Source organism: Psychrobacter sp. JCM 18900 (assembly GCF_904846625.1).
Lineage (GTDB): Bacteria > Pseudomonadota > Gammaproteobacteria > Pseudomonadales > Moraxellaceae > Psychrobacter.
Map to the genome: position 1 here is coordinate 233,149 of NZ_CAJHBL010000005.1, position 22,911 is coordinate 256,059.

Genomic DNA, 22,911 nt, shown 5'->3' on the forward strand with positions numbered 1-22,911 from the left:
TTGAATAATAAGGTAAAACCATCTAATAATAGATCTATGAGTTCTAGACATTTATCTAGCGGCTTATATCCACTACTATTAGGAAATAAATACAATGACGTATAAAAATGTAACTGTCGCTGGAAGCGGCATCCTAGGCTATCAAATTGCTTTTCAGGCCGCATTTCATGGTTTTAATGTCAGTGTCTATGACATCAATGATGAGGTTTTAGAAAAAGCAAAGTCAAAATTTCAATTGATGTGCAAGGCTTTTAGAAAGGATCTGAGGGCAACTCAAGAGCAGTTGGATAAGGCTTTTGATAATCTAAGCTATACCTCAGATTTAGCAGAAGCGGTCAAAGATGCTGACCTAATGATTGAAGCCATACCCGAAATTCCTGAAATTAAAATCGAATTTTATGAAAAACTTGCCAAACTAGCGCCAGAGAAAACCATCTTTGCCACCAATACCTCTACCTTACTTCCTAGTCAGTTTGCAGAGTCAACGGGACGACCTGCGCAGTTTTTAGCGCTACACTTTGCCAATAAAATTTGGATGCATAATGTCGCCGAAATCATGGGGCATCCTGGCACAGATCCTAAAGTATTTGATGAGGTTGTTGCTTTTGCTACTGCCATCGGTATGGTGGCAATGCCGCTGGATAAGGAGCAACCCGGCTATATCATGAACAGTTTGTTAGCGCCTTTTATAGATGCAGCTTTGCAATTGGTTGCAAAAGAGGTTGCCGATCCACATACGATAGATAAAACGTGGATGATAGTAACTGGCGCGCCGTCAGGTCCCTTTGCCATATTGGACACTATCGGTATCAACACTGCATACAACATCACAAAACTATCTGCTGAAAAAACTCAAAATCCTGTGAGGTTCAAGGCTGCTCAATATTTAAAAGAGCAATTAATCGATCAAAACAAACTAGGATTCGCGACTGGTGAAGGTTTCTACACTTATCCAAACCCAGCCTTTATGCAACCTGAATTTTTAAAATAATAGATAGCTTTCAAACTGGCTCTAAAACACAAAAGGCCATTCAAGCTTTATATTGCATCGCTTGAATGGCCTTGTCAGTCGCGCATTTTATTTAACTAAATATCTTAATATTAGGATTTACTTTCGGCGATAACTATTCAAACCTATCTAAGTTATGTTGTTCACTAAAGAGAAAAGTCATATTTCGTCAATGCCACTATCTCAATTGGCACTGCATACTTCCAAGGCATACCGCCCGTACAATAGAACTGGCCATCTTCAAAAGCCACAATGCGAGATGTGAAGTCATTACCTACCTGATCTTCTAGAGCATTCTCATCACTCTCATCACTTACAGCACACCATATATTTTTATGACCGTCCTCAAGCATTGAACGAGTTAGTTCGCTTCCAACAATTACCGTATCCATGTTGTTACTCCTATTCAATGACAATGATTAGTAAGCTAAACAAGCGGTTTTATAACAGCAATCACTTGATCATCTTCGAACCTGTTTTATCTATCGTTGCAGAATATTGGTGGTTAGACAGATGAGCTTATAAATAGATAGTACAGATGTATTGTCAGCTAGAACAAGAAGTTGTAGACAGATGGTAGATTTTCATGCATAGGCTGTAAAACTAATCTGTATGTAGAACGTAACAGTCATTATATTGATAATGAGTTATAGCCCTACATCATCATGAGTAAGTGCCACTCTCTTTACTGAGACAGCGTACTCCCATAGATCACCTTTATCACAAACGAACTGGTCATTATTAAAGGCTACAATAGGAACCAATAATTCGTAGTAACCATTATCTATGGTTGCTACAGCATAATCATCACTAACGTTGCTGACAGCACACCATACATAGTTGCTGACATTTTCCAAGATTGCTTTGGTTAACTCACTGCCTTGTAATTCAGCAATCATCTTCAGGCTCCAGTATCTATCAAGTTAATCTATTACTTTATAGATAAATTCGGTTTTTGCAATATATCTGTATAACTCATAAGTTCTCGAAATACGCTTAACTCACTTCGAGCAGATTTTTTATAGTTATAATTTATACTCAAACTATTCAAAGATATTTTTCATCTTATGCTCGATATACTGTCTTTTCGGTATGATAAATAGGCTTTCATTTGTGCTATAAAAGACTGCTTAATCGATGCTCGTTAACGCTTTACTAACATCTAAGAAATTGACAGCGGGGGGCAGCTTATACTACCCTTTATCACTCATTCACTTTATTAATCTTACTTCTTAAATAGTAAGATCGTTCCGGAGTAATCCCATGCAGTGGACCAAACCAGCTTTTCAAGACATTCGTATCGGTTTCGAAGTGACTATGTATTTCGAAGCACGCTAAAACTCATTAGCACTCAATCCATTAAAAGCCCTAGATGATTAGGGCTTTTATTTTTTTGGAAATATTGATTTATGTATATTCACGTTTTAGGCTCAGCTGCTGGTGGCGGTTTCCCGCAGTGGAACTGTAACTGCGATAATTGCCACGGTGTGCGTCAAGGCACGATTCAGGCAAAAACCCGCACCCAATCTTCGATAGCCATATCAGAAAATGGTGTGGATTGGATCTTATTCAACGCATCCCCTGATATCCGCCAACAATTATTTGAGTTCAAGGCGGCACAGCCAGCACGTCAATTGAGAGATACAGGTATCACCAATGTAGTCTTAATGGACAGTCAACTTGACCATACGACGGGGCTATTGACCCTGCGTGAAGGTTGTCCAATTCCTGTTTGGTGTACTGACATGGTCTATCAAGATCTAACAACAGGATTTCCTCTCTTTAACATGTTGAAGCACTGGAATGGCGGCTTGCAATATAATCAAATTGATCCAGAAAAGACGTTTAAGATTGAAGGATTTGACAATTTAGAATTGACGCCTTTAGTGATTAGAAGCTCTGCACCGCCCTACTCTCCGCACCGCAACGACCCGCATGATGGCGACAATATTGCCCTGATTGTAAAAGACTTAAAAACACAAAAACAACTCTTTTATGCGCCAGGTCTCGGTAAAATTGACGAGCAAGTGATGCAGATTATGAAAAGCTCTGATTGCGTAATGATTGACGGTACGCTCTGGACTGACAATGAAATGCAAGAATGCGGCGTCGGTACGAAGACCGGCCAAGACATGGGGCATTTACATATTAGTGGTGAAGATGGCTCGCTGCATTATCTAGATCAGCTCGATAATGCTCGTAAGGTGCTGATCCATATCAATAACACCAACCCGATATTGAATGAACAGTCTGAACAGGCTGCGACATTAAAACAACATGGTGTTGAAGTAGCATTTGATGGTATGCAGATTGAGCTTTAAGACAAACGGTAAGGCAAAGATAGCAATCGTAAGGTGAGAACAATGCAAGAAGAAAACACAGCGCTAAGCCCAGAAGCGTTTGAACAAGCGATTATGGCTAAGGGTCAGTATTATCATATTTACCATCCTTTTCATATCATGATGCATGAAGGCAAAGCGACCCAGCAGCAAATCCAAGCGTGGGTCGCTAATCGATTTTATTATCAGATCAATATCCCATTGAAAGACGCGGCCATTATGGCAAACTGTCCTGATCAACGCGTGCGTCAAGAGTGGATCCAGCGCATGATTGATCAAGATGGCGTCTATCCTGATGGGGGTGGTCGCGAAGCGTGGCTCGGTCTGGCAGAAGCGGTTGGTTTGACCCGTGAGCAGGTGATCTCTGAAGAGCTAGTCCTACCAGGTGTACGTTTTGCCGTCGATGCTTATGTGAACTTTGCACGGCGTACCTCATGGCGAGAAGCGGCGAGTAGCTCACTTACAGAGTTGTTTGCCCCGCAGATTCACCAGTCGCGTTTAGAGTCCTGGCCCAAGCACTACCCTTGGATAAAAGAGCAAGGCTATACCTATTTCCGCTCACGCTTGAGTCAAGCGCGCCGCGATGTTGAGCATGGTCTGACCATCACACTCGACTCATTCAAAACGGCCGAGCAACAAGAGCGTATGCTAGAGATCCTACAGTTTAAGCTCGATATCTTATGGACGATCTTGGATGCCTTAAGCTTGGCCTATGTGCATAATCAAGCCCCTTATCAAAGCGTTACCACTGACAATGTCTGGCATAAAGGATTGTTCAAATGAGTATACCTGCTAGTTTACCTAAGCTGGATCAATCCATCGTACCGGTATGGCGTCACGGTTATCGTTTTCAGTTTGAGCCTGCGCAAAACGCGTATGTCTTACTGTACCCTGAGGGTATGATTAAGCTCAATGACAGTGCCAGCATCATTGGGCAACATATTGATGGTCAAGCGTCCATTGCTGATATTATCCAAAAGGTGCAAGCTATGTTTGGCGATATTCCCGAAATCGAGCAAGACATCATCGAATATATGCTGGTCGCCCAGCGTGAACATTGGATTGATTTAGTATGACTGTGCCAGTCGGGCTACCGCTATGGCTGCTTGCTGAGCTGACCTATCGCTGCCCCTTACAATGCCCTTACTGCTCAAACCCCATTGATTATGCTCAGTATAAAGAGGAGCTAACGACGCAAGAATGGTTTGATGTATTTGATCAGGCGCGGCAAATGGGCGCGGTGCAGCTTGGTTTTTCTGGCGGTGAACCACTGGTTCGTCAAGACCTAGAAGAACTGGTCGCTTATGCGCACAATCAAGGCTTTTATACCAATTTAATCACGTCGGGTATGGGATTGACTGAAGCTCGGATTGCGCGTTTAAAAGAAGCAGGTCTTCAGCATATTCAAATTAGCTTTCAAGCCAGTGATCCAACGGTCAACAATGCCTTGGCAGGTTCAAAACATGCCTTTGAGCAAAAGTATGAGATGTCACGTCTGGTCAAACAGTACGACTACCCGATGGTACTTAACTTTGTCATTCATCGGCAAAACATCGATCAGATTGACCAGATTATTGACCTCTGCTTAGAGCTTGAAGCCGACACGGTCGAGCTGGCTATTTGTCAGTTTTATGGTTGGGCGTTTGAGAACATAGAGGGTTTACTACCAACCAAAGCGCAAGTGGTCCGAGCTGAACGCATTACCAATGAATACCGTAAGCAGATTGAAGAACGTGGTATCAAGTGCAAACTTATTTTTGTGGTGCCTGATTATTATGAAGAACGTCCAAAGCCCTGTATGGATGGCTGGGGCAAGATTTTCTTAACAGTGGCACCAGACGGTACAGCCCTGCCTTGCCATGCTGCAAGACAGATGCCAATACAGTTTCCTAATGTACGACATACACCACTGTCGGATATTTGGTATGAATCTGCGAGCTTCAATCAGTTTCGCGGTGACGATTGGATGCCCGATATGTGCCAAAGCTGCCCAGATAAAGAGCGCGATTATGGCGGCTGCCGTTGCCAAGCGTTTATGCTAACTGGGGATGCCAAAAACGCCGATCCTGTCTGTGGCAAATCGCCTTATCACTACCTGATTGAGGAGGCACGTATCAACAGCGAGACGCCTGTACCTTTTGAAGAACTGCGCTTTCGCAATCCAAAAAATTCTAAGTCACTGAGCAATAAACAGCTGAATAAAGACAAACTGATTCCTACTCGTATGGTGACAGGTGAAATATGAATGCTAATACTAAGCCTGTGATATTTGATGGACATAACGATCTATTGACTCGCCTTTGGCTAAGTTCAGCTGCCGATCCGGTACATGATTTCATTTATGGTACGTTACCGGGACATTTGGATTTACAACGCTGCCAAGAAGCGAATTGGATGGGCGGATTATTTTCTATATTTTTACCACCCTATGCTTATGTGAAAAACAACCATCCTGACAAATTAGCCAACCCATCACATTCAGATTTTACTCCACAAGAAATCGTCGATATCTGCTGTGAGCAATTGAAACTGGCTCAGCAACTAGAGGCAAGATCTGACGGTCAGATTCAGATTTGCACCTCGTTAGAACAAATTCAGGCCTGTCAGCAGAATAAGCAACTGGCCATTGTATTGCATTTGGAAGGTGCTGAGTTTTTAGCCATACAGCCTGACCTGCTGGATGTTTTTTATGAGGCAGGCCTCAGAAGCATTGGCCCACTATGGAATAGAAAGAGTCTCTTCGGTGATGGCTTGAATGCCTCCTTTCCGCACTCTCCAGATACAGGATCTGGTCTGACCGCTCAAGGCAAAGACCTCATTCTTAAATGCAGTGAAAAGCATATGCTGATCGATGTGTCGCATATGAATGAACGCGCTTTTTGGGATACGATAGAGATTGCCTGCCAGCCTATTGTTGCGACACACTCCAATTCGCATGCTCTCTGTCAGCAAGCACGGAACTTAACCGATCAGCAGCTGGCTGCTATTAAACAAAGCGATGGTTTGGTTGGGGTGAATTTCGATGTGGCGTTCCTTCGTGCAGATGGGCAACGTAATACGCAAACCTCACTTGATGTGATTGTCGACCATCTCGATTATCTGATCGACCATCTAGGCGAAGATCACGTTGGGTTTGGTTCTGATTTCGATGGTTGCCTACTACCTGATGAGTTATCTGATATCAGTCAAATCTCTATGTTGATTGAGCGAATGCAGCAACGCCATTTCTCTGATCAACTTATTGAAAAGGTAACGTCAAAAAACTGGTTTACGGTGCTTGATAAGGTATGGCAATAGTCATAATAATCAAGCAATTACTGTCTAGTGACTGTTGTTTTGCTCGTCTGATTAAATAGGGTAACCATTAATTTTTGTTTTACCTTAACACCTGCTCTACCCGTTCAATCAAGTATTCTTTGACCGCATTAAACAGTGGATCGATTAAGCGCCGTTCTGGACAAATCAAATATAGTGGATAGTTGGCCACTTGCCAGCCGTCCAACTCTACCTCAACCAGTCTCCCTGCCTTTAAATCGCCGGCGATATCTAACTGAGACTTTAATGCGATGCCTTTACCCGCGACTGCCCAGCGGCGTACAACGTCACCGTCTTTACTTCTGCGATTGCCATCCACGGCCACACGTTTAGTCTTTCCAGCTTTCTCAAAAGTCCACTCGCTCAAATACTTTTCATCATGACCCAAACGTAAGCAATTATGCTGCGATAAATCTTCCGGCATTTTTGGGATACTAATATCCTTATCAATTTTGCTCAAATACTCCTTTGACGCACATAATATAGGACGATTATTCAACACTATGGGTAATGCGACCAGTGATGAGTCTTTGGGTGCGCCGTAACGTAGTGCCAAATCAATCTGCTGACCGTACAAGTCCACATAGCTGTCAGACATATGTAGCTGCACCGTCACTTTTGGGTGAATGTCTATAAAATCGTCCAACCAAGGCAAAATTAGGTTTCGACCCAAATCTGATGATGCCGACAGCCGAATTGTACCCGTCAGCTCAGCATCATTGTCATGTAGTCCTGCATAAGCATTGTCTAAGATAGCCACCGCATCTCGGCAATGCTTTAAATATTGTTCACCCTTGCTAGTTAAACGCAGCCTACGAGTAGAGCGAACAAACAACACCGTCTCAATTTCCGCTTCTAATCGCTTGACCGCTGCACTCACAACGGCAGGCGATAGATCTAAGTGCCGAGCACAGGCAGATAGGCTACCCAAGCGAGCGGTCTCAATAAAAATACGTAGATCCTGCAAATTTTTCATCGTCATGCCTTCGTTCAATTAACGTCTAACTTAGCAACAACCATCGCTTGCTGCTGCTAGCCTCATTATTATATAAAAATTATTGAAACTGTTTCTCTAAACCTGCTGATTATCAAAATCATTAATTATAGTAGCATGCACCTATAAGATTTACTCACACATTTGGAGATACACGATGGATACTATAATACGGCCTACGAGCACACAGGATACTCAACACCATAGCCACCATGATGGAGATAATCAACAAAGCGCACTACAGCAAGCACGCAACTTACCACTACCTTCAAAATCAGACATGCTTAGACGTGCACCATCGGTAGAGCATTTTTGGCATCAAAACAGCCAGTTACTAGAGCAAGCATGGGCAGAGTGGGAAACCACTGAGCATGACTTGCCTGTACTCGATGATGCATTATTTGATCCAACTTTACGTGATGCAGTGACGCAAGCATGGCGCACTCCTTCTACGGAGACGGCTGTTAAAAATTTATGGCAAGAGATACTACCTGACGTATATCAGGGGCAATTCTTTGACCCAGCACAACTATCAACACTGCGCCGTTATCTGCAAGCAATCGCAGACGCTAACATTCCTGTACGTCCTCCTTACGGTATCGCATTGAACAGTAATGGGGCCATGCTAGATGCGCGCTCGCTAGGCTATCTGGCCACCCCTAATTTTCAGGCGTTTTATCATAGAGTCATGAATCAATATATGCGCCCTATCGCTCGGTTATTATTTGCCAATGTTTATGGCTATGACACTCAGACCTTTGGGTTCTCGATTCAATACCAGCCGACAGGCGACACATCGCTACAACTTCATACCGATGCTTCAGCGGTGACTATGAATATTAACCTAAATCTGCCAGGCGAAGACTTTACTGGATCAGAAGTTGACTTTGTCGATCGCCATTTAGGGCAAACCAAACGTGCCATTTTTAAACCTGGCATGGCGATTATTCATAGAGGCTCGGTGCCACACGCCGCACATCCAATCACTAGTGGCAAACGTACCAATATGGTGCTTTGGCTGTATGGCGATAATATGCAAGTACCACGAGGAGTTGGGCTTAATAGTCATATTGATGCCAATCAACGTTGGACTGCTACGCACAGTCAGCCTGATAATTTCGCGCCGTTTTAAGATGAGCTTATGCGTTTAATGGATTTATCAATTGATAAAGTACCTTCATTATACGTCCTAATATAGCTAATAAATAACCTTTAAACAGATTAGAAACGCCATATTCTCAAAATAATATTGAAAGTGTTTTCTCTTGTAGCTAGTGGTTCTAATGTATGAACTTTACTATTATGAGTCATCGCTAGGACGGGCTAATCATTCAACTTATCTATGCACGAATAAGGATTGAGTGGCACCGTTTGTTAAATCCGTTTGTATTACCAGCTGACTAAAAAAATGAAACTTACTTTACTTAAGGACAATCATGAAAACCATTAATGAAGCGCTAAACTGGCGTTACAGTACCAAAGTATTTGATGCCAATAAAAAGATATCTGCTGAAGATTTTGTGCAGATCAAAGACATGCTACAAATGAGTCCATCAAGCACCAATATTCAACCATGGAGCTTTGTCATTGCAGATGATGACGCAGGCAAAGCACGCATTGCCAAAAGCACGCAAGGCGCCTTTCATTTTAATACACCTAAAGTCCTAGATGCCTCACACGTGGTGGTTTTCTGTACTCGTATTCATGCCGACGATGAATACATGCAGGCGGTGTTAGAAAAAGAAGATCAAGATGGTCGCTATGCGCAGTCAGAACTCAAAGCACAGATGCATCAAGGTCGCCAATTGTTCTTAGATATGCATCGATTCGATACCAAAGATGAGCCACATTGGCTTGCCAAACAGGTATATCTCAACATGGGCGGGGTACTATTGGGCAGCGCGCTTTTGGGTATTGATACCGTCCCTATGGAAGGGGTTGATTTACAGGCGCTTGATACGGAGTTCGACTTACGTAGCAAAGGATATTCTGCTGTGGCAGTGGTATCGTTTGGCTACCGCAGCGATGATGACTTTAATGCCAAAATACCTAAATCACGCTTGAGTGAAGAAACTATTTTTATTAAGGCTTAAGCAATCATTAGGGTCTAAACATTATCAAATGGTCAATAAGCATAATTTTAACGTTGCTATTGGCCGTTTGAGTTTCTGCTATAGATTTTCTGACGTTTTTTGATAATATTTCTTATTAATTTACTGTGTTGCTTTTAAAATAAACATAAATAATAACTGGAGCCGACGATGAATTTGGCAAACAATAAAAAGAATGCTATCGCGTTCTATCAGACCGCTTACGAGGGTAATCCACAAAGAGCCGTCGCTGATTATGTGGGCGATGATTATATTCAACACAATCCCGCCGTAGCCAATGGTAAATCAGGATTTATTGAATACTTTGAACGGATGCAAGCACAGTATCCGAATAAGTCAATTGAGTTTGTACGTTGTATCGCTGAAGATGACTTAGTCTCATTGCATACCCATCAAGTCTGGCATAATGAAGATAAAACCATCGATGAATTCGTGACGATGGATTTCTTTCGATTTGATGATAGTGGGAAAATTGTCGAGCATTGGGATTCTATCCAACAAATACCAAAAGATTCTGCTAATGATCAAACCATGTATTAGTTCATATATATAGAGAGGTGACAACCCCTTTTATGCGTAATCAGACTGTGCATAATCTACGCCTTTAATCCTTAATCATAGTAGTAATAGAGACCTATTGGCTAACGTTAACATTGGAGCCGTCGTAAGATATTTCCTATCTATTAATATCCTAGTTTATGAGTTTCTTGCTACCAATAAGGCGAACGCTTTATTTCTTCGGCAAGAAAATCAATAAACTTTCTTTGTAGTGGTGTCACCTGCTTTCGATTGGCATAAACTACATAAACACCCAAGGTCTTGGGTTTCCATTCAGGCAATAACTCAATAAGTTGTCCAGATGCAATCAAAGATTTGACTGCGCCAGATGGCTGTAAGCTGATCCCGTGTCCGCGCAACGTGGCAGAGAGCAAGACTTCAGAGATATTGGCGCTGATATTGCCAGAGATAGGAACAGACTCTGGACCATTTGGCCCATCAAACACCCATGCCGACCGTCCAAAATACGCAAACGATAGACAGTTGTGATGTACAAGCGACTGTACGTCTGTAGGTCTGCTACGCCTTTGTAAATATTCAGGTGCAGCGCATACGATAGAGTGGCACTCACCGATACGTCTGGCAACGACATTTGGCTCCAAGTCATTGGTGATACGAATCGCCAAGTCAATACGGGCATCAACTAAATTGACCGAATCATCAGTGGTAAGAATATCAATTGCTGTTTGCGGCCAGTGAGAAACAAAGCGACCAACCACATCCATCAAAAGGCTATCAATCAGCGAAAAGCCGGCAGTGATTCGCAGCTGACCTTTTAGCTCCAAAGTGTTTTGATTGCGTATCTGATCCAACGAGTCAGTCAATCCAAGCAACTGATATGCTACCTCAAGCGTCTGCTCACCAGGTGCAGTGAGGCTCAGACTTCTAGTCGTGCGATGTAATAAGCGCACATCCATCCAGCTCTCAAGCTCTGTCAGATAGCGCGTTACCTTAGCTCTAGACATGTCTAAATTGTCCGCGGCACGGCTCAAGCTACCTTGTTCAACGATAGTAACAAACACCTGCAACGCGGTCAGCCTATCCATCTCTTCATCCTTATTTGCGCGAAAACTGAAACAGTAAATGCCAAATTATAGCGTATTTAAACGAAATACAATCGAATAGAATAGCCACTAACAACGAATACCACCATTAACGTGGTCTATTTACTCAAACGAAAATATAGGTGAATTATGAAAAAATTAATGACAGCTTCTATGGCGGCCAGTGTGCTACTGCTTGCAACCCAAGTAAACGCAGCCGATCTACAACTGCAAGCATATAGACCTGATCAAAATGCTATTTTCCCAGTGACCTCTGTGCTGGCAAGTGGCCAGAAAGATGCTATCTTGTTCGATGCACAGTTTAGTGTCAAAGACGGTGAGGCATTGGTTGATATGATCAAAAAAAGCAATAAAGACCTAAAAATGATTTATATCACGGCAGGCGATCCAGATTACTATTTCGGTCTTCAGCCTTTAGTCAAGGCCTTCCCTAATGTGAAGGTTATGTCTAGCCCTTCTATTATTGAACACATTGAGGCGACTAAAGATGCAAAATTAAAGCATTGGGGCCCAATCCTTGGTAAACATGCGCCTACCAAGATCACAGTACCGCAAACACTTGATCAGTCCACATTGACCTTAGAAGGTCACAAAATCGAAATCAAAGAGATGGGAACCCATCAAGCATATATGTGGGTACCAGAGTCAAAAACCGTTTTCGGCGGTGTGTCAGTAACATCAGGTATGCATGTGTGGACTGCTGATACCCAAACTAAAGAAGCTCGTAGCGAGTGGATGCAATCATTGGAACACATGAAGCAATTAAAGCCAAACCTTGTGATACCAGGTCACTATTCAGGCAACCTACTCAAAAAAGACTATGCTGTTGATTTTACCCTCAGTTATCTAAAAACCTTTGAGAAAGCACTGGATGAGGCAAAAAAGCAAGACTCCAAGAAATCAGAAAAAGTGATTTCTACCATGGAAGTAGCTTATCCCGCGTTATCTGGGGATACTAGTTTACAAATAGGCAGTAAAGTAAATACAGGTGAAATGAAGTGGTAAATACGGACTATTAGATAAAAAGAATTATACTTTGCTAAGTCTGTTAGCGAAATACGAGTGTCAAAATGCTGGCGTATGAATGCTTGGTCAATCAGCATACGCTAGCACTTTTAATGATAAATGAGAGTAACTAATGACAATACAGTATCGTCGTGCTACGCCTGAAGACTTTACAGCCATTGTCGACCTTTTTGTCGTCAATATGAATTTGAGTGTATTTACTACTGCAACAGATAAGCAGGTTCTAAAGCAACTGGCTACCCTATTTCTTGCGAAAGACTGTCATCATGCTACTTTTATACAAGTTGCAGAATATGATGACGTCATTTGTGGTGTGGTGATAGGGGTCACTAAACAAGATTCATACAAGGCATTACGATTCGATGATAAGACTATTATTGAACAGATAGAACACAAGCTGGGTCTATCTGAACAAGGACAACAGGTATTAATTGATTTACAGAAAAAAGAGACAGCTAGTACGAAACGAAAGACAGTCAATTTTGATAGCGAATTACAGTTCTTCTGTGTAGACCCAAACTATCGTCGTCACCGTATCGGAGCGGAGCTAATTCAGGCATTTGAGACTTATCTCGTGGCACAGGGCGTAACCACGTATGCACTACATACAGACACCCTGTGCACTTATCAGTACTACGATAATAATGGCTATCAGCGTGTTGATGAGTATCCCAACCATCTAAACCCGCAGATAATGCACTATACCTATGTCAAATCTTTATCTTAACAAGCTTGTATAGACTATCTTTAATTAGCCAATAAAGCAGCTTCGAAAGGATAGTTAGTAAGGTTTTCAAACCCAGTGTCTGTAATAATGATTTGATCTTCAAGTTTGACACCATTTTTACCACCAACTCGACCTACATACGCTTCAACGCAGAGTGCCATGCCCGGCTCCAACACACCACTATAGCCATGGCATTCAAGGTCTTCGGGGTAACGAATAGACGGATACTCATCACAAAGACCAACGCCATGCATCATCACACCATATCTTTGCGCTCTATATTCTTCAGGCAGTAACAAACCAGATTTTGTCACCTCTTCAAATGTCATTCCTGGTTTTAATATAGTCATGTTGTGTTGGATATGTTCATAAGCTACCTGATAGAGATGCTTTTGCTCTGCACTTGGCAAGCTCTCTCCAATCATCCAAGTTCGAGACAAGTCTGCACACATTCCATAAGGGCCAATCAGATCTGTATCGAATGCAAGTAACTCGCCTTCCTTCACAACTCGAGGGCCACTTTCTTGAAACCAAGGATTGGTTCTCGGCCCTGAAGAAAGAATTCGACATTCTATCCACTCACCACCTCGACGAATATTTTCCGCATGAAGAATAGACCATATGTCATTCTCAGTGATACCGGGTACTGTTGCTTCTTGCATGCACTTCATCGCAACCTCTGTTGAGGCAATTGAACATCGCATGGCATTAATTTCATCTTCGTTCTTAATAGATCGAGCAAACTCCATCACTTCCTGACCATCAAAAACATCGATTCCTAACTGTTTTATCTTATTGAAACCAGCAATTTCAATTTTATCGATAGCCAATCTTTTATTGTCTCCAGCATGCTCCTGTAAAATAGATTGAATTTCTGAAGCAAACCTAGAGGCATGTTCGTCAGTTCTATCACCGGTTTCAAAGTAGAAGAAAGAAGCGCCTCCTCTGACTTCTTTGATCAAAGGAAGGTGTGCTGATAAGTGCTCACAATTGTGAAAATCCCATAAAATAAGATGTCCTGATGCAGATACAAAACAGGCTCTAGAGTGATTGTGGGTTACCCATACCTGCATATTTGTGGAGTCAGTCGCATATCGAATATTAAGAGGATCAAATAATAAGATGCCGCCAAGATCTCTTTTCTGTAGTTCTTTTACGATTCTTTGGAGGCGGTATTCGCGCATTCGTGTAAGGTTAGGAGGTGTCAACCCCAGCTCAGCCCACTCATTGAAAGCAAGATCTGTTGGACCTATCTCGACACGGTCATTATCGTTCAGAGAGCCGTCAGCTTTAAACGCGCCACCTCGACGCCGTGAAGGATCGATTTTTCGATTTGAAGATGTGACTGAAAATGTGGTTATATTGCTCATTATTTGGCCTGCCTATAGTAATAACTTCAACAAACAAGAGCTCTCTTAAAGACTAAAGCCTTGCCTGAATGGTTGTATCTATAGTAATTTGCCACAAAAAATGAGTATGAAAAAACGATTTAAACACACGAATTCATGACATAAATTCATGCGAATATTATTATAGATTCTTTCTCCGCTCTCTCTATTGTAAAACGCTATAGAGCTGTTCTTTTATATTTGACAGACTCTCGTGTGGCGAGCCAAATGAGAGGGATAATAATCAATGCTGAACCTATCAATAAGCTGATATCTGGTATCTCATGGAACCACACGATGCCGATGAACACTGCTCCTAACAGACCCGTATATTCTGCACTGGAGATTTTATGTGCTTCCACCGCTCGGTAGACCAGTACGCAGATACCCGCATAGATCAAAATAAACAAATTCGAGCCTGCTGCTATCCATAGCGCGTACCAACTCAAAGGGGCATTTTCCCAAATAGCCAAACCAAGCCCCAACGGTATTCCGACTAAATTGGTCAAAAACAGTGTTTGTGCAACGGTATGATTCGAAGGCAATTTACGAACCAATAGATTGTTTGTCGCCATGGTTAAGGCCACGATCAGCGCAAATATAGCACCCATATTAATTTGTGTTGGTTTTACCACGACAAGAATACCTATAAAGCCTAGTATTGCCACAATGATGCTTGGTGCTGTGAGTCTGTCTTTATAGAACAGAAACCCTAAAGGCAACATCAGTAAAGGCGCAGTATAAAAAATCGCATTGACCGTTGCTAGCGGTAGCGCTTGGATAGACAACACCATAAATACCGCGCCAAATAACCAAATATGCCCACGTACAAAATGCCATTTTACGTTACTAAGTAGCTTGGCTTTTTGGTTGAATAAACAAAACGGTAGCAGCATCAAGACAGCTGTTAGCTGACGCAATAGCACAAACTGATAGACCGCTGCGCCATCTGGCAACTCTTTTATCAGCGCATCTGAAAGGACTGCAATCATGTTTCCTGCAACCAACAGTATCATTGCAAACCCAACACTCATCTTCGGCATTATCATGCTTATACCTATCTCAAAATACATAAAATTTTAAATTAAGCCATTTAATCTAATGGTCAGGTAAATAGTATATTCGCGTATACTCATGACGTATAATGATATAAAAATGTTTAGTATTAGTTGAACTCATAATGAAACTTCCCCCATTACGTGCCATACAATGCTTTGAATCTGTAGCAAGGCTCAATAGTTTTTCTAAGGCGGCAGAAAGCCTCAATGTAACGCAAAGTGCCGTGAGTCATCAGGTTCGAACGCTTGAAGAATATCTTGGTGAAGCGTTGTTTTATAGGCAGGGCCGAACCCTTTCTTTAACAGATATAGGTACTCGCTATTTCACAGAGGTGAATCAATCGCTGAAGGCTCTGTCCAATACCAGTCAAGCCATTCGCCATGATAAGCCTGGCCATATTCGCCTAGCGCTGTATAGTTCAGTGGCTGTCAATTGGTTGATTCCGCGGTTAGAAAACTTCCGCGAACAGCACCCAGAGATTGAGCTGACCTTAAATATGGTGACAGACCAAGACGACTATAATGAGCAATGTTCGGATTGCTTTATTACCGTCAATCCACCAAAACGTAACGTAGTCAGCAAGCTTTTATTCGCTGAGAAGCTATTCCCTGTCTGTGGCCAAAAGCTTTGGGCAGAAATAAAGGATCAGCCATTGCCTGAGGCGTTATGGCAACACCCTATACTGTCCGTAAAGTATTCTGACAAAAGTGAAAGTACGGCTAATGATTGGCTAAAATGGTGTAAAGCAGGCGGGTTTGAGCTGCCAAGCGAGGTAAAGATTAATCAATTTAGCCATGTACTGCTTGCCGCACAGGCTGCACGTTATAACTTAGGTATTACGCTTACCGACAACTATATGATGCTAGAACAAACACATCAGCAAAATCTTGTCAAAATCCCACTGCATGAATTACTCACTGGCGACAGTTTCTATTTCTTTTATAATGACTTAAAGTCAAATCAACCAGACATCATTAAATTGAGTCGTTGGTTAGAGTCACAATGTCTTTAAAAGTGTTTTAAATAGCATTTTAAATAAGTGTTTCTAAAGACCATCATTAACGAGTATTACCTATAATTGCGACCATAAACACTGTGAAAGTATCAACCCCCTACGATAAAGAGCAAGACCTATGCAAATAATCCTCAATCAAATGGATATTACCGATTATCAAGTATCAGTAAATGCTGCTGCGATATTAAAATCAATCCATGATCATCAAGTTTGTGATGGCTTTATGATTTTTCCAGAACTTGCTTTGACTGGCTTTCCGACGCTAGACAATATTGAAGCGTTGTATCATCAATCAACAGAGCACTTTCACAGCATATTGGAAGCAAGCAAAAATACAGATTCAACCATCATTATTGGACATATTGACAAGCAGGATCAACTTTTCTATAACGCATGTTCTTTTATAAAAAACGGCAAAATCATTCATAAACACCGAAAGTCAAAGCTTTGGCTTGATGATGTTGGGGTATTTACAAGCGGAGAAGACTTGTCAGTGGTTAGCATTAATGATGTGGTTTGTGGTGCTCAGATTTGTTTTGAGCTAGAGTTTCCAGAAGGCTCAAGAGCACTGGCAAAAAAAGGCGCACAGATCATATTTATGCCAAACGGCAATATGTCTCCTTATGCAAATACCCACTATGTATTGACTCAAGCTCGGGCTATAGAGAACCAATGTTTTGTGATTACTTGCAATAGTGTCGGCGTCGGTCATGGCGGTCAGTTTGTAGGAGAGAGCCTAATCGTCTCTCCTACAGGACGAATTATCAAAAAACTTGGTTCGTCGCCAGATATAGTAACAGTAAATATAGATTTAGAGGAACTAGAGCAGTCTAAGCAAAACTATCACTATATAGACTTGTCTTAATGTCACCATAGAGCTTAGTCATTAAACTGAGTGGCAAGGTTATTTTCTGGAGAAACCACAGTGAAGAAAAATCACGGTTACTTATCGCGGCTGATGTCTGGTGACTTGAGAGCCGATGGACTATCGTTGAGCTAGTACAGCGCAATCTATATATCCTATGACTTACTATGCTCAGTCTCTCAAAGCATCTTCAACAAAGCTCAACCGGTCTTGACCAAAAAACATCTCACCATTTACGAAGAAACTTGGTGCCCCAAATACGCCTCGTGCTACTGCTTCTTCGGTACTAGATTTTAAACGCGCCTTGACCTCAGGCTCACTAATACGCGCCATAAAATCAGTTGGCTCAATGCCTACTTTCGACAGAACCTCAGCCACAACTTCTGGTGATTCCATATTTAATTTTTCAGCCCATAGCGCATTGAAGATAGCGGATAAATAACTCTCAAATTTAGGTGTCCCCAAATAAGCGGTAACACCGCGCATAAGCTGCATCGTATTGACTGGGAAAAATGGATTGAAGCGAAAAGGCACGTCATAGATAGCTGAAAAACGCTTAAGGTCTTTGAGCATATAAGCGCCTTTAGCAGGTACGGCAGCTGGTGAGGTGTTACCAACGGCTTGGAACACTGCGCCAAGTAACATAGGCCGCCAAACGATCTCGGCATTGTGACGCTGCGCGATACTCGCTAACTGCGTCCATGCCAAGTAACTGGCTGGGCTGCCCACATCAAAGAAAAACTCTACTTGTTTACTCATCTTTGCATTCCTTGCAATATATTAAAAATCCATTAAAATTTGACGGTTACTAATTAGATAAGATCAAAAAGTTTCCATCCATGGGCGTAAATCTAGCTCATGCGTCCAGCTATCTCTTGGCTGACAGTGCAGCTGCCAATACTGCTCAGCGATATGTTCTGGATTTAAGATACCGTCTTGGTCTTTTAGCTCATAGCGCTCAGGAAAGTTGTCACGAATAAAATCAGTATCAATGGCACCGTCAATGATAGGATGTGCGACATGAATACCCTTTGGCCCCAACTCGCGTGCCATGCTTTGTGCCAGTGCCCGTAGAGCAAACTTAGCGCTAGCAAAAGCCGAAAAACCTTTACTACCGCGTAAAGACGCTGTTGCACCCGTAAAAATAATTGTCCCCCTCTCACGTGGAATCATGACTTTTGCCGCTTCTCTACCTGTCAAAAATCCAGCCAAGGCACCCATCTCCCACACTTTTCGATAGACCCTCTCTGTCGTATCTAAGATGGAGAAATGAACGTTTGCCCCGATGTTAAACACTACGACTTCAATCGGGCCAATGTCTTTTTCAATATGAGCAAACAGCTCAACCATCTCTTGCTCGACACGCGCATCACAACCAAATGGCTTGACTACTCCTCCAGCCGCTTCGATATCACTGACTAATGTCTCTAGCTTCTCAACAGTCCTTCTGGTCACACACAAAGTAAAACCTTCTCGCGCAAAACGTTTGGCAACAGCACTGCCAGTGGCATCGCCTGCGCCGATTACAACTGCTACGGGTGCTCTGTTCATGTCTACTTCCTTATAGGTTCCTTTTTAGAACTAACAAAAACATAGCTTTATTTTTGGACCCTGTCAAGCTAACCTATAACTTAAAGATAAAGGAGATAACCTATGCGCTGGGATGAACTGGACCAACAGTCTTGCTCGGTGGCTCGCACTTTAGCAGTCATTGGTGATCGTTGGACGCTCATGATTTTACGTGATTGTTTTTTGGGAGTCAGACGATTCGACGTATTTGAGCAACGCTTGGGCATTACACGCCATGTCCTATCTAACCGTCTTCGTAAATTGGTTGAATACGATATTTTAAAAAAAGTCGCTTATCAGCAGCGGCCACTACGTGAGGAATATAGACTGACAGAGTGTGGATTAGATTTGCACTCTGTCGTACTGGCATTGGTCAGTTGGGGTGATAAACACATGGCTGATGAACGCGGGGCACCGCTGTTGCATAGACACAAGGCATGTGGTCACATTATGCATCCGGTGACAGTATGCTCCGAGTGCGCTGAAGCCGTTACCGCACGTGATATTGAGGTTGAAATAGGTCCCAAATGGATCGGTAATGATGGAGTGAGTATTTAATATAGTAGCGGTTGATGAATAACTGGAGCTAGACATCAGAACACTTTATTTAAAAGACTTAACCTTTTACGGCTGTACCGTACTACAGCCTGAAGTATTCCAAAACCTTGTTAACTGTATCGAACAACGTAAAATAAATCCAATCGTGGCGTGTACCTTTCCATTAAAAGAGATACATACTGCTCAAGCGGTTTTCTTAGAAAAGAAACATGTCGGTAAAATCGTTTTGAACGTTGCTCAAGAATAATCATCGATCAATAGCAAATAAATAGCGTACAAATGGCTTTGAATATTTTATTCAAAGCCATTCATATCTAAATCAATAAACGCTGTTTTGAAGCATAAAAGTCAACCTTATCAGTCATGACTTTCAACCATTCATTTTATTGTTAGCAGCAGAATATAGATCAAACCTATGAAATGACTGTCATTTCAGTGACGACAAATTCATCGACCATCCCATCTGTTACTTGTACATAGTTTTGGAAATGCGGGCTTTGTACATGTTGCTGAAGACACTCGTTGTTTTCCCAAATCTCATAAACCACGAAACCGTTACTATTTGCATTTTCTTGATGTAAGTCATATTGGATACAACCTTGATCATCTTGTGATGCTGCTGTCAGTTTAAGCAGCTCAGTTTTGACTTGTTCAACGTGCTCAGGTTTGGCTTTGATAGTGGCGACGATGGTAAGTGGTTTGTTTGCTTGCGTGCTCATCTATTTATCCTATGTTTATTATTATCATTGATTTAAATAGGTTCAACGTGTCTGCTAAAAGCGTCACATTGGACCTATTAATCTAAATGGCGTTATGCGTTATGCAGACCAGCCTTCTAATACAATCTTGCCATGCGCTTGCTGTTTTTCTAGCATTTGGTGCGCACTACGTAGATGTTCAGCGGTGATAGCCCCAAGATTGTGAGCGACCGTGGTTTTGATCTCGTCTGCATCAATCAATTTTGCCACTGCATTTAATAAATGATGCTGTTCAATCATGTCTGGCGTATTGAACATTGAGCGTGCAAACATAAATTCCCAATGCAGACTTAAGCTTTTGGTTTTAAGAGGGTTGGCATCTAGTGATTTTGGATCATCAATCAATCCAAGCTTACCCTGCGGCTTTAAGCATTTAATGATTTCTTCATAATGATCTTCAGTATTATTGAGACTTACCACATAGTCTACTTCAGCAATACCTGTTTTTTGTAGTTCATCAGACAATGGGTTGCGGTGATTGATAACATGATCAGCACCCAAATCTTTGAGCCATTGCACGCTCTCATCTCTTGAAGCCGTACCAATAATCGTGGCAGACGTTCTTGTCTTTAACAACTGCGTTAAGATGGATCCAACGCCGCCCGCTGCGCCAATGACCAATACTGAGACGTCATTAGCGTTCTCGCTACTACCGCTGTCATTTGCTTTGCTATCAGAGACAGGCACTTGTAAACGGTCAAATAACATCTCCCAAGCCGTAATCGTCGTAAGCGGTAATGCCGCTGCCTCAGCGAAAGACAAGGAGGCTGGCATGTGTCCAACGATACGCTCATCGACCAACTGATATTCAGCATTGCTGCCTGAACGGGTCAAATCTCCAGCATAATAGACGTTGTCGCCTACTGAGAATAAACTGACATCTTCACCGACAGCCGTCACAGTACCAGCAGCATCCCAACCAATAATAGCATACTCACCCTCTGCAGTAGGACGCCCTTCACGGATTTTGTAATCTACTGGATTGACTGATATGGCTTTCACTTCCACGAGAATATCGCGGCCTGAAGCAACTGGTTTATCAAGGGTAATGTCTTGTAGCGACTGTTCGTTATCAATAGGTAGATTGTTTTGATAACCAATGGCTTTGATAGCTTGCATAATATTGTGTCCTGTTTTTAATGAGAAAGTTTCTAATAGTAAAATTTTTGAGAATATAGTTAGTAATGGTTCAATTGTTCGAAATTTATTAATGCTGCTAAATGCAAATTTTATGCATCTTATGCATCTTATGCAAAAATTGACTGCAATACTGTTTGAGTCTGCTGCTCAAGCTCTGTAATGGCTGCTTGGTTTAGAGCATCAGCATGTGGTCGTCCAAACGCCCCTCTTGCATCGCCATGTGCGCCATCTGTTATATCGTTATCAAAGTATTTACCAGTATCATCAGCGAACTCATCCGAGATGGCCAACTCCGTTAAGATATTTGCGCCCTTGTCTGCTGATGACCAATGCTGACCATACGCTTCGTTGGCCATTTTTGTGTTCAGCAGCGAGCCTGGATTGACGGCAATGACATTAATATCGTTGCTAGCGACGGTGTCAGCTAATGCCATACTCCACATCGTGAGTGCCAGCTTGCTTTGGGCATAAGCATCCTTATCATCGAGGCGGGTCTGGCCTGCAAGTGCTTGATAAGATATTGACGCTTGCGCAGCTGAGCTTAAGTTCACGATACGCGCTTTATCAGACTGCTTGAGCAAAGGTAATAAAGCATTGGTCAGCTCATAAGGCGCTAGGTAATTGACTACGAAACGTACATCCAAACCGTCTTTAGTCAATGCTGATGCCGTGGTATAAATCCCTGCGTTATTTATGAGCACGTCAAGCTTGGGCAGTTTTTCATTGACGTCTGCTGCCATCTTTAGCACATCCGTTAAATCAGAAAAATCAGCCACAAACCCATCAATATTATCTACTGCTGCGCCTGTCGCGACTGCTTGAACTTCTGCAATGACGCTAGCAAGTTTGTCAGCATCGCGGCCATGTAGGTAAACTTGATGTCCAGCTTCTGCCAGTTTTAACGCTGCCAATTTGCCAATGCCATCTGTACTGCCAGTAATTAAAATTGTTTTAGTTGTATTCAGAGTCATAAACCGCCCTTATTATTTGTTTGAATTATTGTTTCAGTTTTGGATACCTGTTCTATTTTATCCGTCGTGATAGCGTCCATTGTAATGAAAGTGTTGTGATTCAAACAGTAGCCATCCGCTAAAACACTTTCAATATAATTTTGAAAGTGAGTTATATTTAAGGGGTTATTTAAACTGTTACCTAAGCGGTTGCTAGTTATACTGAAGATAATGTAACTATCGACAAAGCCACTCTATTGCATTGTAGAGCTCACAAGTGATAGTAATGGAGTCAAGACATTAAGCAGTTCTATCTAGATGGTATTGCACTGAAAACCGTCTAGATAGTCGCGTTGATATAAAAGAAGGGCGGCTCATTGAAGCGGCTCATTAAAGTTGGTTTAGGAAGTTAAGTTAAACAGTCAGTGCCATACAAGAACATTTAATCGACTATGTGCAGTATATT

27 protein-coding genes are annotated in these 22,911 nt (G+C 42.1%); 16 read left to right on the forward strand and 11 right to left on the reverse strand.

What is annotated here, in order from left to right; genetic code table 11:
* Positions 1-94 precede the first annotated feature (94 nt).
* On the forward strand, positions 95-991 hold the full coding sequence (locus JMX96_RS11055) for a 3-hydroxyacyl-CoA dehydrogenase (RefSeq protein WP_201569053.1): 897 nt from the start codon (positions 95-97) through the stop codon (positions 989-991).
* Between the two features lie 164 nt (positions 992-1,155).
* On the opposite strand, the gene JMX96_RS11060 is transcribed toward JMX96_RS11055, so the two are convergent.
* The gene (locus tag JMX96_RS11060; protein WP_201569054.1) at positions 1,156-1,401 is read right to left on the reverse strand and encodes a hypothetical protein; all 246 of its coding nucleotides are present in this window, start codon (positions 1,399-1,401) and stop codon (positions 1,156-1,158) included.
* Positions 1,402-1,656: 255 nt separating this feature from the next.
* Positions 1,657-1,908 (reverse strand): hypothetical protein, encoded by a 252-nt coding sequence (locus JMX96_RS11065; protein ID WP_201569055.1) that lies wholly within the window; start codon positions 1,906-1,908, stop codon positions 1,657-1,659.
* Positions 1,909-2,272: 364 nt separating this feature from the next.
* On the opposite strand from JMX96_RS11065, the gene pqqA reads away from it, so the two are divergent.
* From pqqA to JMX96_RS11095, 6 genes are all read left to right on the forward strand, one after another.
* Complete coding sequence (gene pqqA / locus JMX96_RS11070; RefSeq protein WP_082894360.1) at positions 2,273-2,347, forward strand: pyrroloquinoline quinone precursor peptide PqqA; 75 nt, start codon at positions 2,273-2,275, stop codon at positions 2,345-2,347.
* Between the two features lie 71 nt (positions 2,348-2,418).
* A complete protein-coding gene (gene pqqB / locus JMX96_RS11075) occupies positions 2,419-3,330 on the forward strand; it encodes a pyrroloquinoline quinone biosynthesis protein PqqB (RefSeq protein WP_201569056.1) in 912 nt (303 codons plus the stop codon).
* Between the two features lie 42 nt (positions 3,331-3,372).
* The gene (gene pqqC, locus JMX96_RS11080) at positions 3,373-4,131 is read left to right on the forward strand and encodes a pyrroloquinoline-quinone synthase PqqC (RefSeq protein ID WP_102078380.1); all 759 of its coding nucleotides are present in this window, start codon (positions 3,373-3,375) and stop codon (positions 4,129-4,131) included.
* The gene (gene pqqD, locus JMX96_RS11085; RefSeq protein WP_201547112.1) at positions 4,128-4,424 is read left to right on the forward strand and encodes a pyrroloquinoline quinone biosynthesis peptide chaperone PqqD; all 297 of its coding nucleotides are present in this window, start codon (positions 4,128-4,130) and stop codon (positions 4,422-4,424) included. Before pqqC ends, pqqD begins: the two co-directional genes overlap by 4 nt.
* Entirely contained in the window at positions 4,421-5,593 is a 1,173-nt protein-coding gene (gene pqqE, locus JMX96_RS11090) for a pyrroloquinoline quinone biosynthesis protein PqqE (protein ID WP_201569057.1), read from the forward strand. The genes pqqD and pqqE overlap by 4 nt, the downstream gene beginning before the upstream one ends.
* Positions 5,590-6,645, forward strand: coding sequence for a dipeptidase (locus JMX96_RS11095; RefSeq protein WP_201569058.1), 1,056 nt, complete (start codon positions 5,590-5,592; stop codon positions 6,643-6,645). Before pqqE ends, JMX96_RS11095 begins: the two co-directional genes overlap by 4 nt.
* A gap of 79 nt (positions 6,646-6,724) precedes the next feature.
* Here the strand turns inward: JMX96_RS11095 and JMX96_RS11100 are convergent, their stop codons facing one another.
* Positions 6,725-7,639 (reverse strand): LysR family transcriptional regulator, encoded by a 915-nt coding sequence (locus JMX96_RS11100; RefSeq protein ID WP_201569059.1) that lies wholly within the window; start codon positions 7,637-7,639, stop codon positions 6,725-6,727.
* A 175-nt stretch (positions 7,640-7,814) separates the two neighbouring features.
* On the opposite strand from JMX96_RS11100, the gene JMX96_RS11105 reads away from it, so the two are divergent.
* From JMX96_RS11105 to JMX96_RS11115, 3 genes are all read left to right on the forward strand, one after another.
* Positions 7,815-8,789: a hypothetical protein gene (locus JMX96_RS11105; protein ID WP_201569060.1), complete on the forward strand. Its 975-nt coding sequence runs from the start codon at positions 7,815-7,817 to the stop codon at positions 8,787-8,789.
* Positions 8,790-9,093: 304 nt separating this feature from the next.
* Positions 9,094-9,750, forward strand: a complete 657-nt coding sequence (gene nfsB / locus JMX96_RS11110; RefSeq protein WP_201569061.1) for an oxygen-insensitive NAD(P)H nitroreductase — start codon at positions 9,094-9,096, stop codon at positions 9,748-9,750.
* Between the two features lie 168 nt (positions 9,751-9,918).
* Positions 9,919-10,308, forward strand: coding sequence for an ester cyclase (locus tag JMX96_RS11115; protein ID WP_201569062.1), 390 nt, complete (start codon positions 9,919-9,921; stop codon positions 10,306-10,308).
* Positions 10,309-10,478: 170 nt separating this feature from the next.
* Here JMX96_RS11115 and JMX96_RS11120 read toward each other — a convergent pair whose 3' ends face one another.
* Positions 10,479-11,372 (reverse strand): LysR family transcriptional regulator, encoded by an 894-nt coding sequence (locus JMX96_RS11120; protein WP_201569063.1) that lies wholly within the window; start codon positions 11,370-11,372, stop codon positions 10,479-10,481.
* A gap of 147 nt (positions 11,373-11,519) precedes the next feature.
* Here JMX96_RS11120 and JMX96_RS11125 point away from each other — a divergent pair, with 147 nt between their 5' ends.
* Both JMX96_RS11125 and JMX96_RS11130 read left to right on the forward strand, forming a co-directional pair.
* On the forward strand, positions 11,520-12,395 hold the full coding sequence (locus JMX96_RS11125; RefSeq protein WP_201569064.1) for an MBL fold metallo-hydrolase: 876 nt from the start codon (positions 11,520-11,522) through the stop codon (positions 12,393-12,395).
* A 133-nt stretch (positions 12,396-12,528) separates the two neighbouring features.
* On the forward strand, positions 12,529-13,143 hold the full coding sequence (locus tag JMX96_RS11130; protein WP_201569065.1) for a GNAT family N-acetyltransferase: 615 nt from the start codon (positions 12,529-12,531) through the stop codon (positions 13,141-13,143).
* Positions 13,144-13,163: 20 nt separating this feature from the next.
* Here the strand turns inward: JMX96_RS11130 and dddP are convergent, their stop codons facing one another.
* Together dddP and JMX96_RS11140 are read right to left on the reverse strand one after the other, a co-directional pair.
* Complete coding sequence (gene dddP / locus JMX96_RS11135) at positions 13,164-14,513, reverse strand: dimethylsulfonioproprionate lyase DddP (RefSeq protein ID WP_201569066.1); 1,350 nt, start codon at positions 14,511-14,513, stop codon at positions 13,164-13,166.
* 197 nt (positions 14,514-14,710) lie between these two features.
* Complete coding sequence (locus JMX96_RS11140) at positions 14,711-15,580, reverse strand: DMT family transporter (protein WP_261863267.1); 870 nt, start codon at positions 15,578-15,580, stop codon at positions 14,711-14,713.
* A gap of 131 nt (positions 15,581-15,711) precedes the next feature.
* Here JMX96_RS11140 and JMX96_RS11145 point away from each other — a divergent pair, with 131 nt between their 5' ends.
* Together JMX96_RS11145 and JMX96_RS11150 are read left to right on the forward strand one after the other, a co-directional pair.
* On the forward strand, positions 15,712-16,602 hold the full coding sequence (locus JMX96_RS11145) for a LysR substrate-binding domain-containing protein (RefSeq protein WP_201569067.1): 891 nt from the start codon (positions 15,712-15,714) through the stop codon (positions 16,600-16,602).
* 121 nt (positions 16,603-16,723) lie between these two features.
* A complete protein-coding gene (locus JMX96_RS11150; protein ID WP_201569068.1) occupies positions 16,724-17,470 on the forward strand; it encodes a carbon-nitrogen hydrolase family protein in 747 nt (248 codons plus the stop codon).
* Between the two features lie 171 nt (positions 17,471-17,641).
* Here the strand turns inward: JMX96_RS11150 and JMX96_RS11155 are convergent, their stop codons facing one another.
* Together JMX96_RS11155 and JMX96_RS11160 are read right to left on the reverse strand one after the other, a co-directional pair.
* Positions 17,642-18,229 (reverse strand): 2-hydroxychromene-2-carboxylate isomerase, encoded by a 588-nt coding sequence (locus JMX96_RS11155; RefSeq protein ID WP_201569069.1) that lies wholly within the window; start codon positions 18,227-18,229, stop codon positions 17,642-17,644.
* Positions 18,230-18,292: 63 nt separating this feature from the next.
* Positions 18,293-19,021, reverse strand: coding sequence for an SDR family oxidoreductase (locus JMX96_RS11160; RefSeq protein ID WP_201569070.1), 729 nt, complete (start codon positions 19,019-19,021; stop codon positions 18,293-18,295).
* Between the two features lie 102 nt (positions 19,022-19,123).
* On the opposite strand from JMX96_RS11160, the gene JMX96_RS11165 reads away from it, so the two are divergent.
* Positions 19,124-19,597 carry a winged helix-turn-helix transcriptional regulator gene (locus tag JMX96_RS11165; protein WP_201569071.1) on the forward strand — a complete coding sequence of 158 codons (474 nt, stop codon included), beginning with the start codon at positions 19,124-19,126 and terminating at the stop codon, positions 19,595-19,597.
* A gap of 34 nt (positions 19,598-19,631) precedes the next feature.
* A complete protein-coding gene (locus JMX96_RS13755) occupies positions 19,632-19,844 on the forward strand; it encodes a zinc-binding dehydrogenase (RefSeq protein ID WP_224737985.1) in 213 nt (70 codons plus the stop codon).
* 166 nt (positions 19,845-20,010) lie between these two features.
* Here JMX96_RS13755 and JMX96_RS11175 read toward each other — a convergent pair whose 3' ends face one another.
* The 3 genes from JMX96_RS11175 to JMX96_RS11185 all read right to left on the reverse strand — a co-directional run bounded on the left by JMX96_RS11175 (position 20,011) and on the right by JMX96_RS11185 (position 22,466).
* Entirely contained in the window at positions 20,011-20,316 is a 306-nt protein-coding gene (locus tag JMX96_RS11175) for a putative quinol monooxygenase (RefSeq protein ID WP_201569072.1), read from the reverse strand.
* A 99-nt stretch (positions 20,317-20,415) separates the two neighbouring features.
* Positions 20,416-21,465, reverse strand: a complete 1,050-nt coding sequence (locus tag JMX96_RS11180) for a zinc-binding alcohol dehydrogenase family protein (RefSeq protein ID WP_201569127.1) — start codon at positions 21,463-21,465, stop codon at positions 20,416-20,418.
* A gap of 137 nt (positions 21,466-21,602) precedes the next feature.
* Positions 21,603-22,466, reverse strand: a complete 864-nt coding sequence (locus tag JMX96_RS11185; RefSeq protein WP_201569073.1) for an SDR family NAD(P)-dependent oxidoreductase — start codon at positions 22,464-22,466, stop codon at positions 21,603-21,605.
* Positions 22,467-22,911 lie beyond the last annotated feature (445 nt).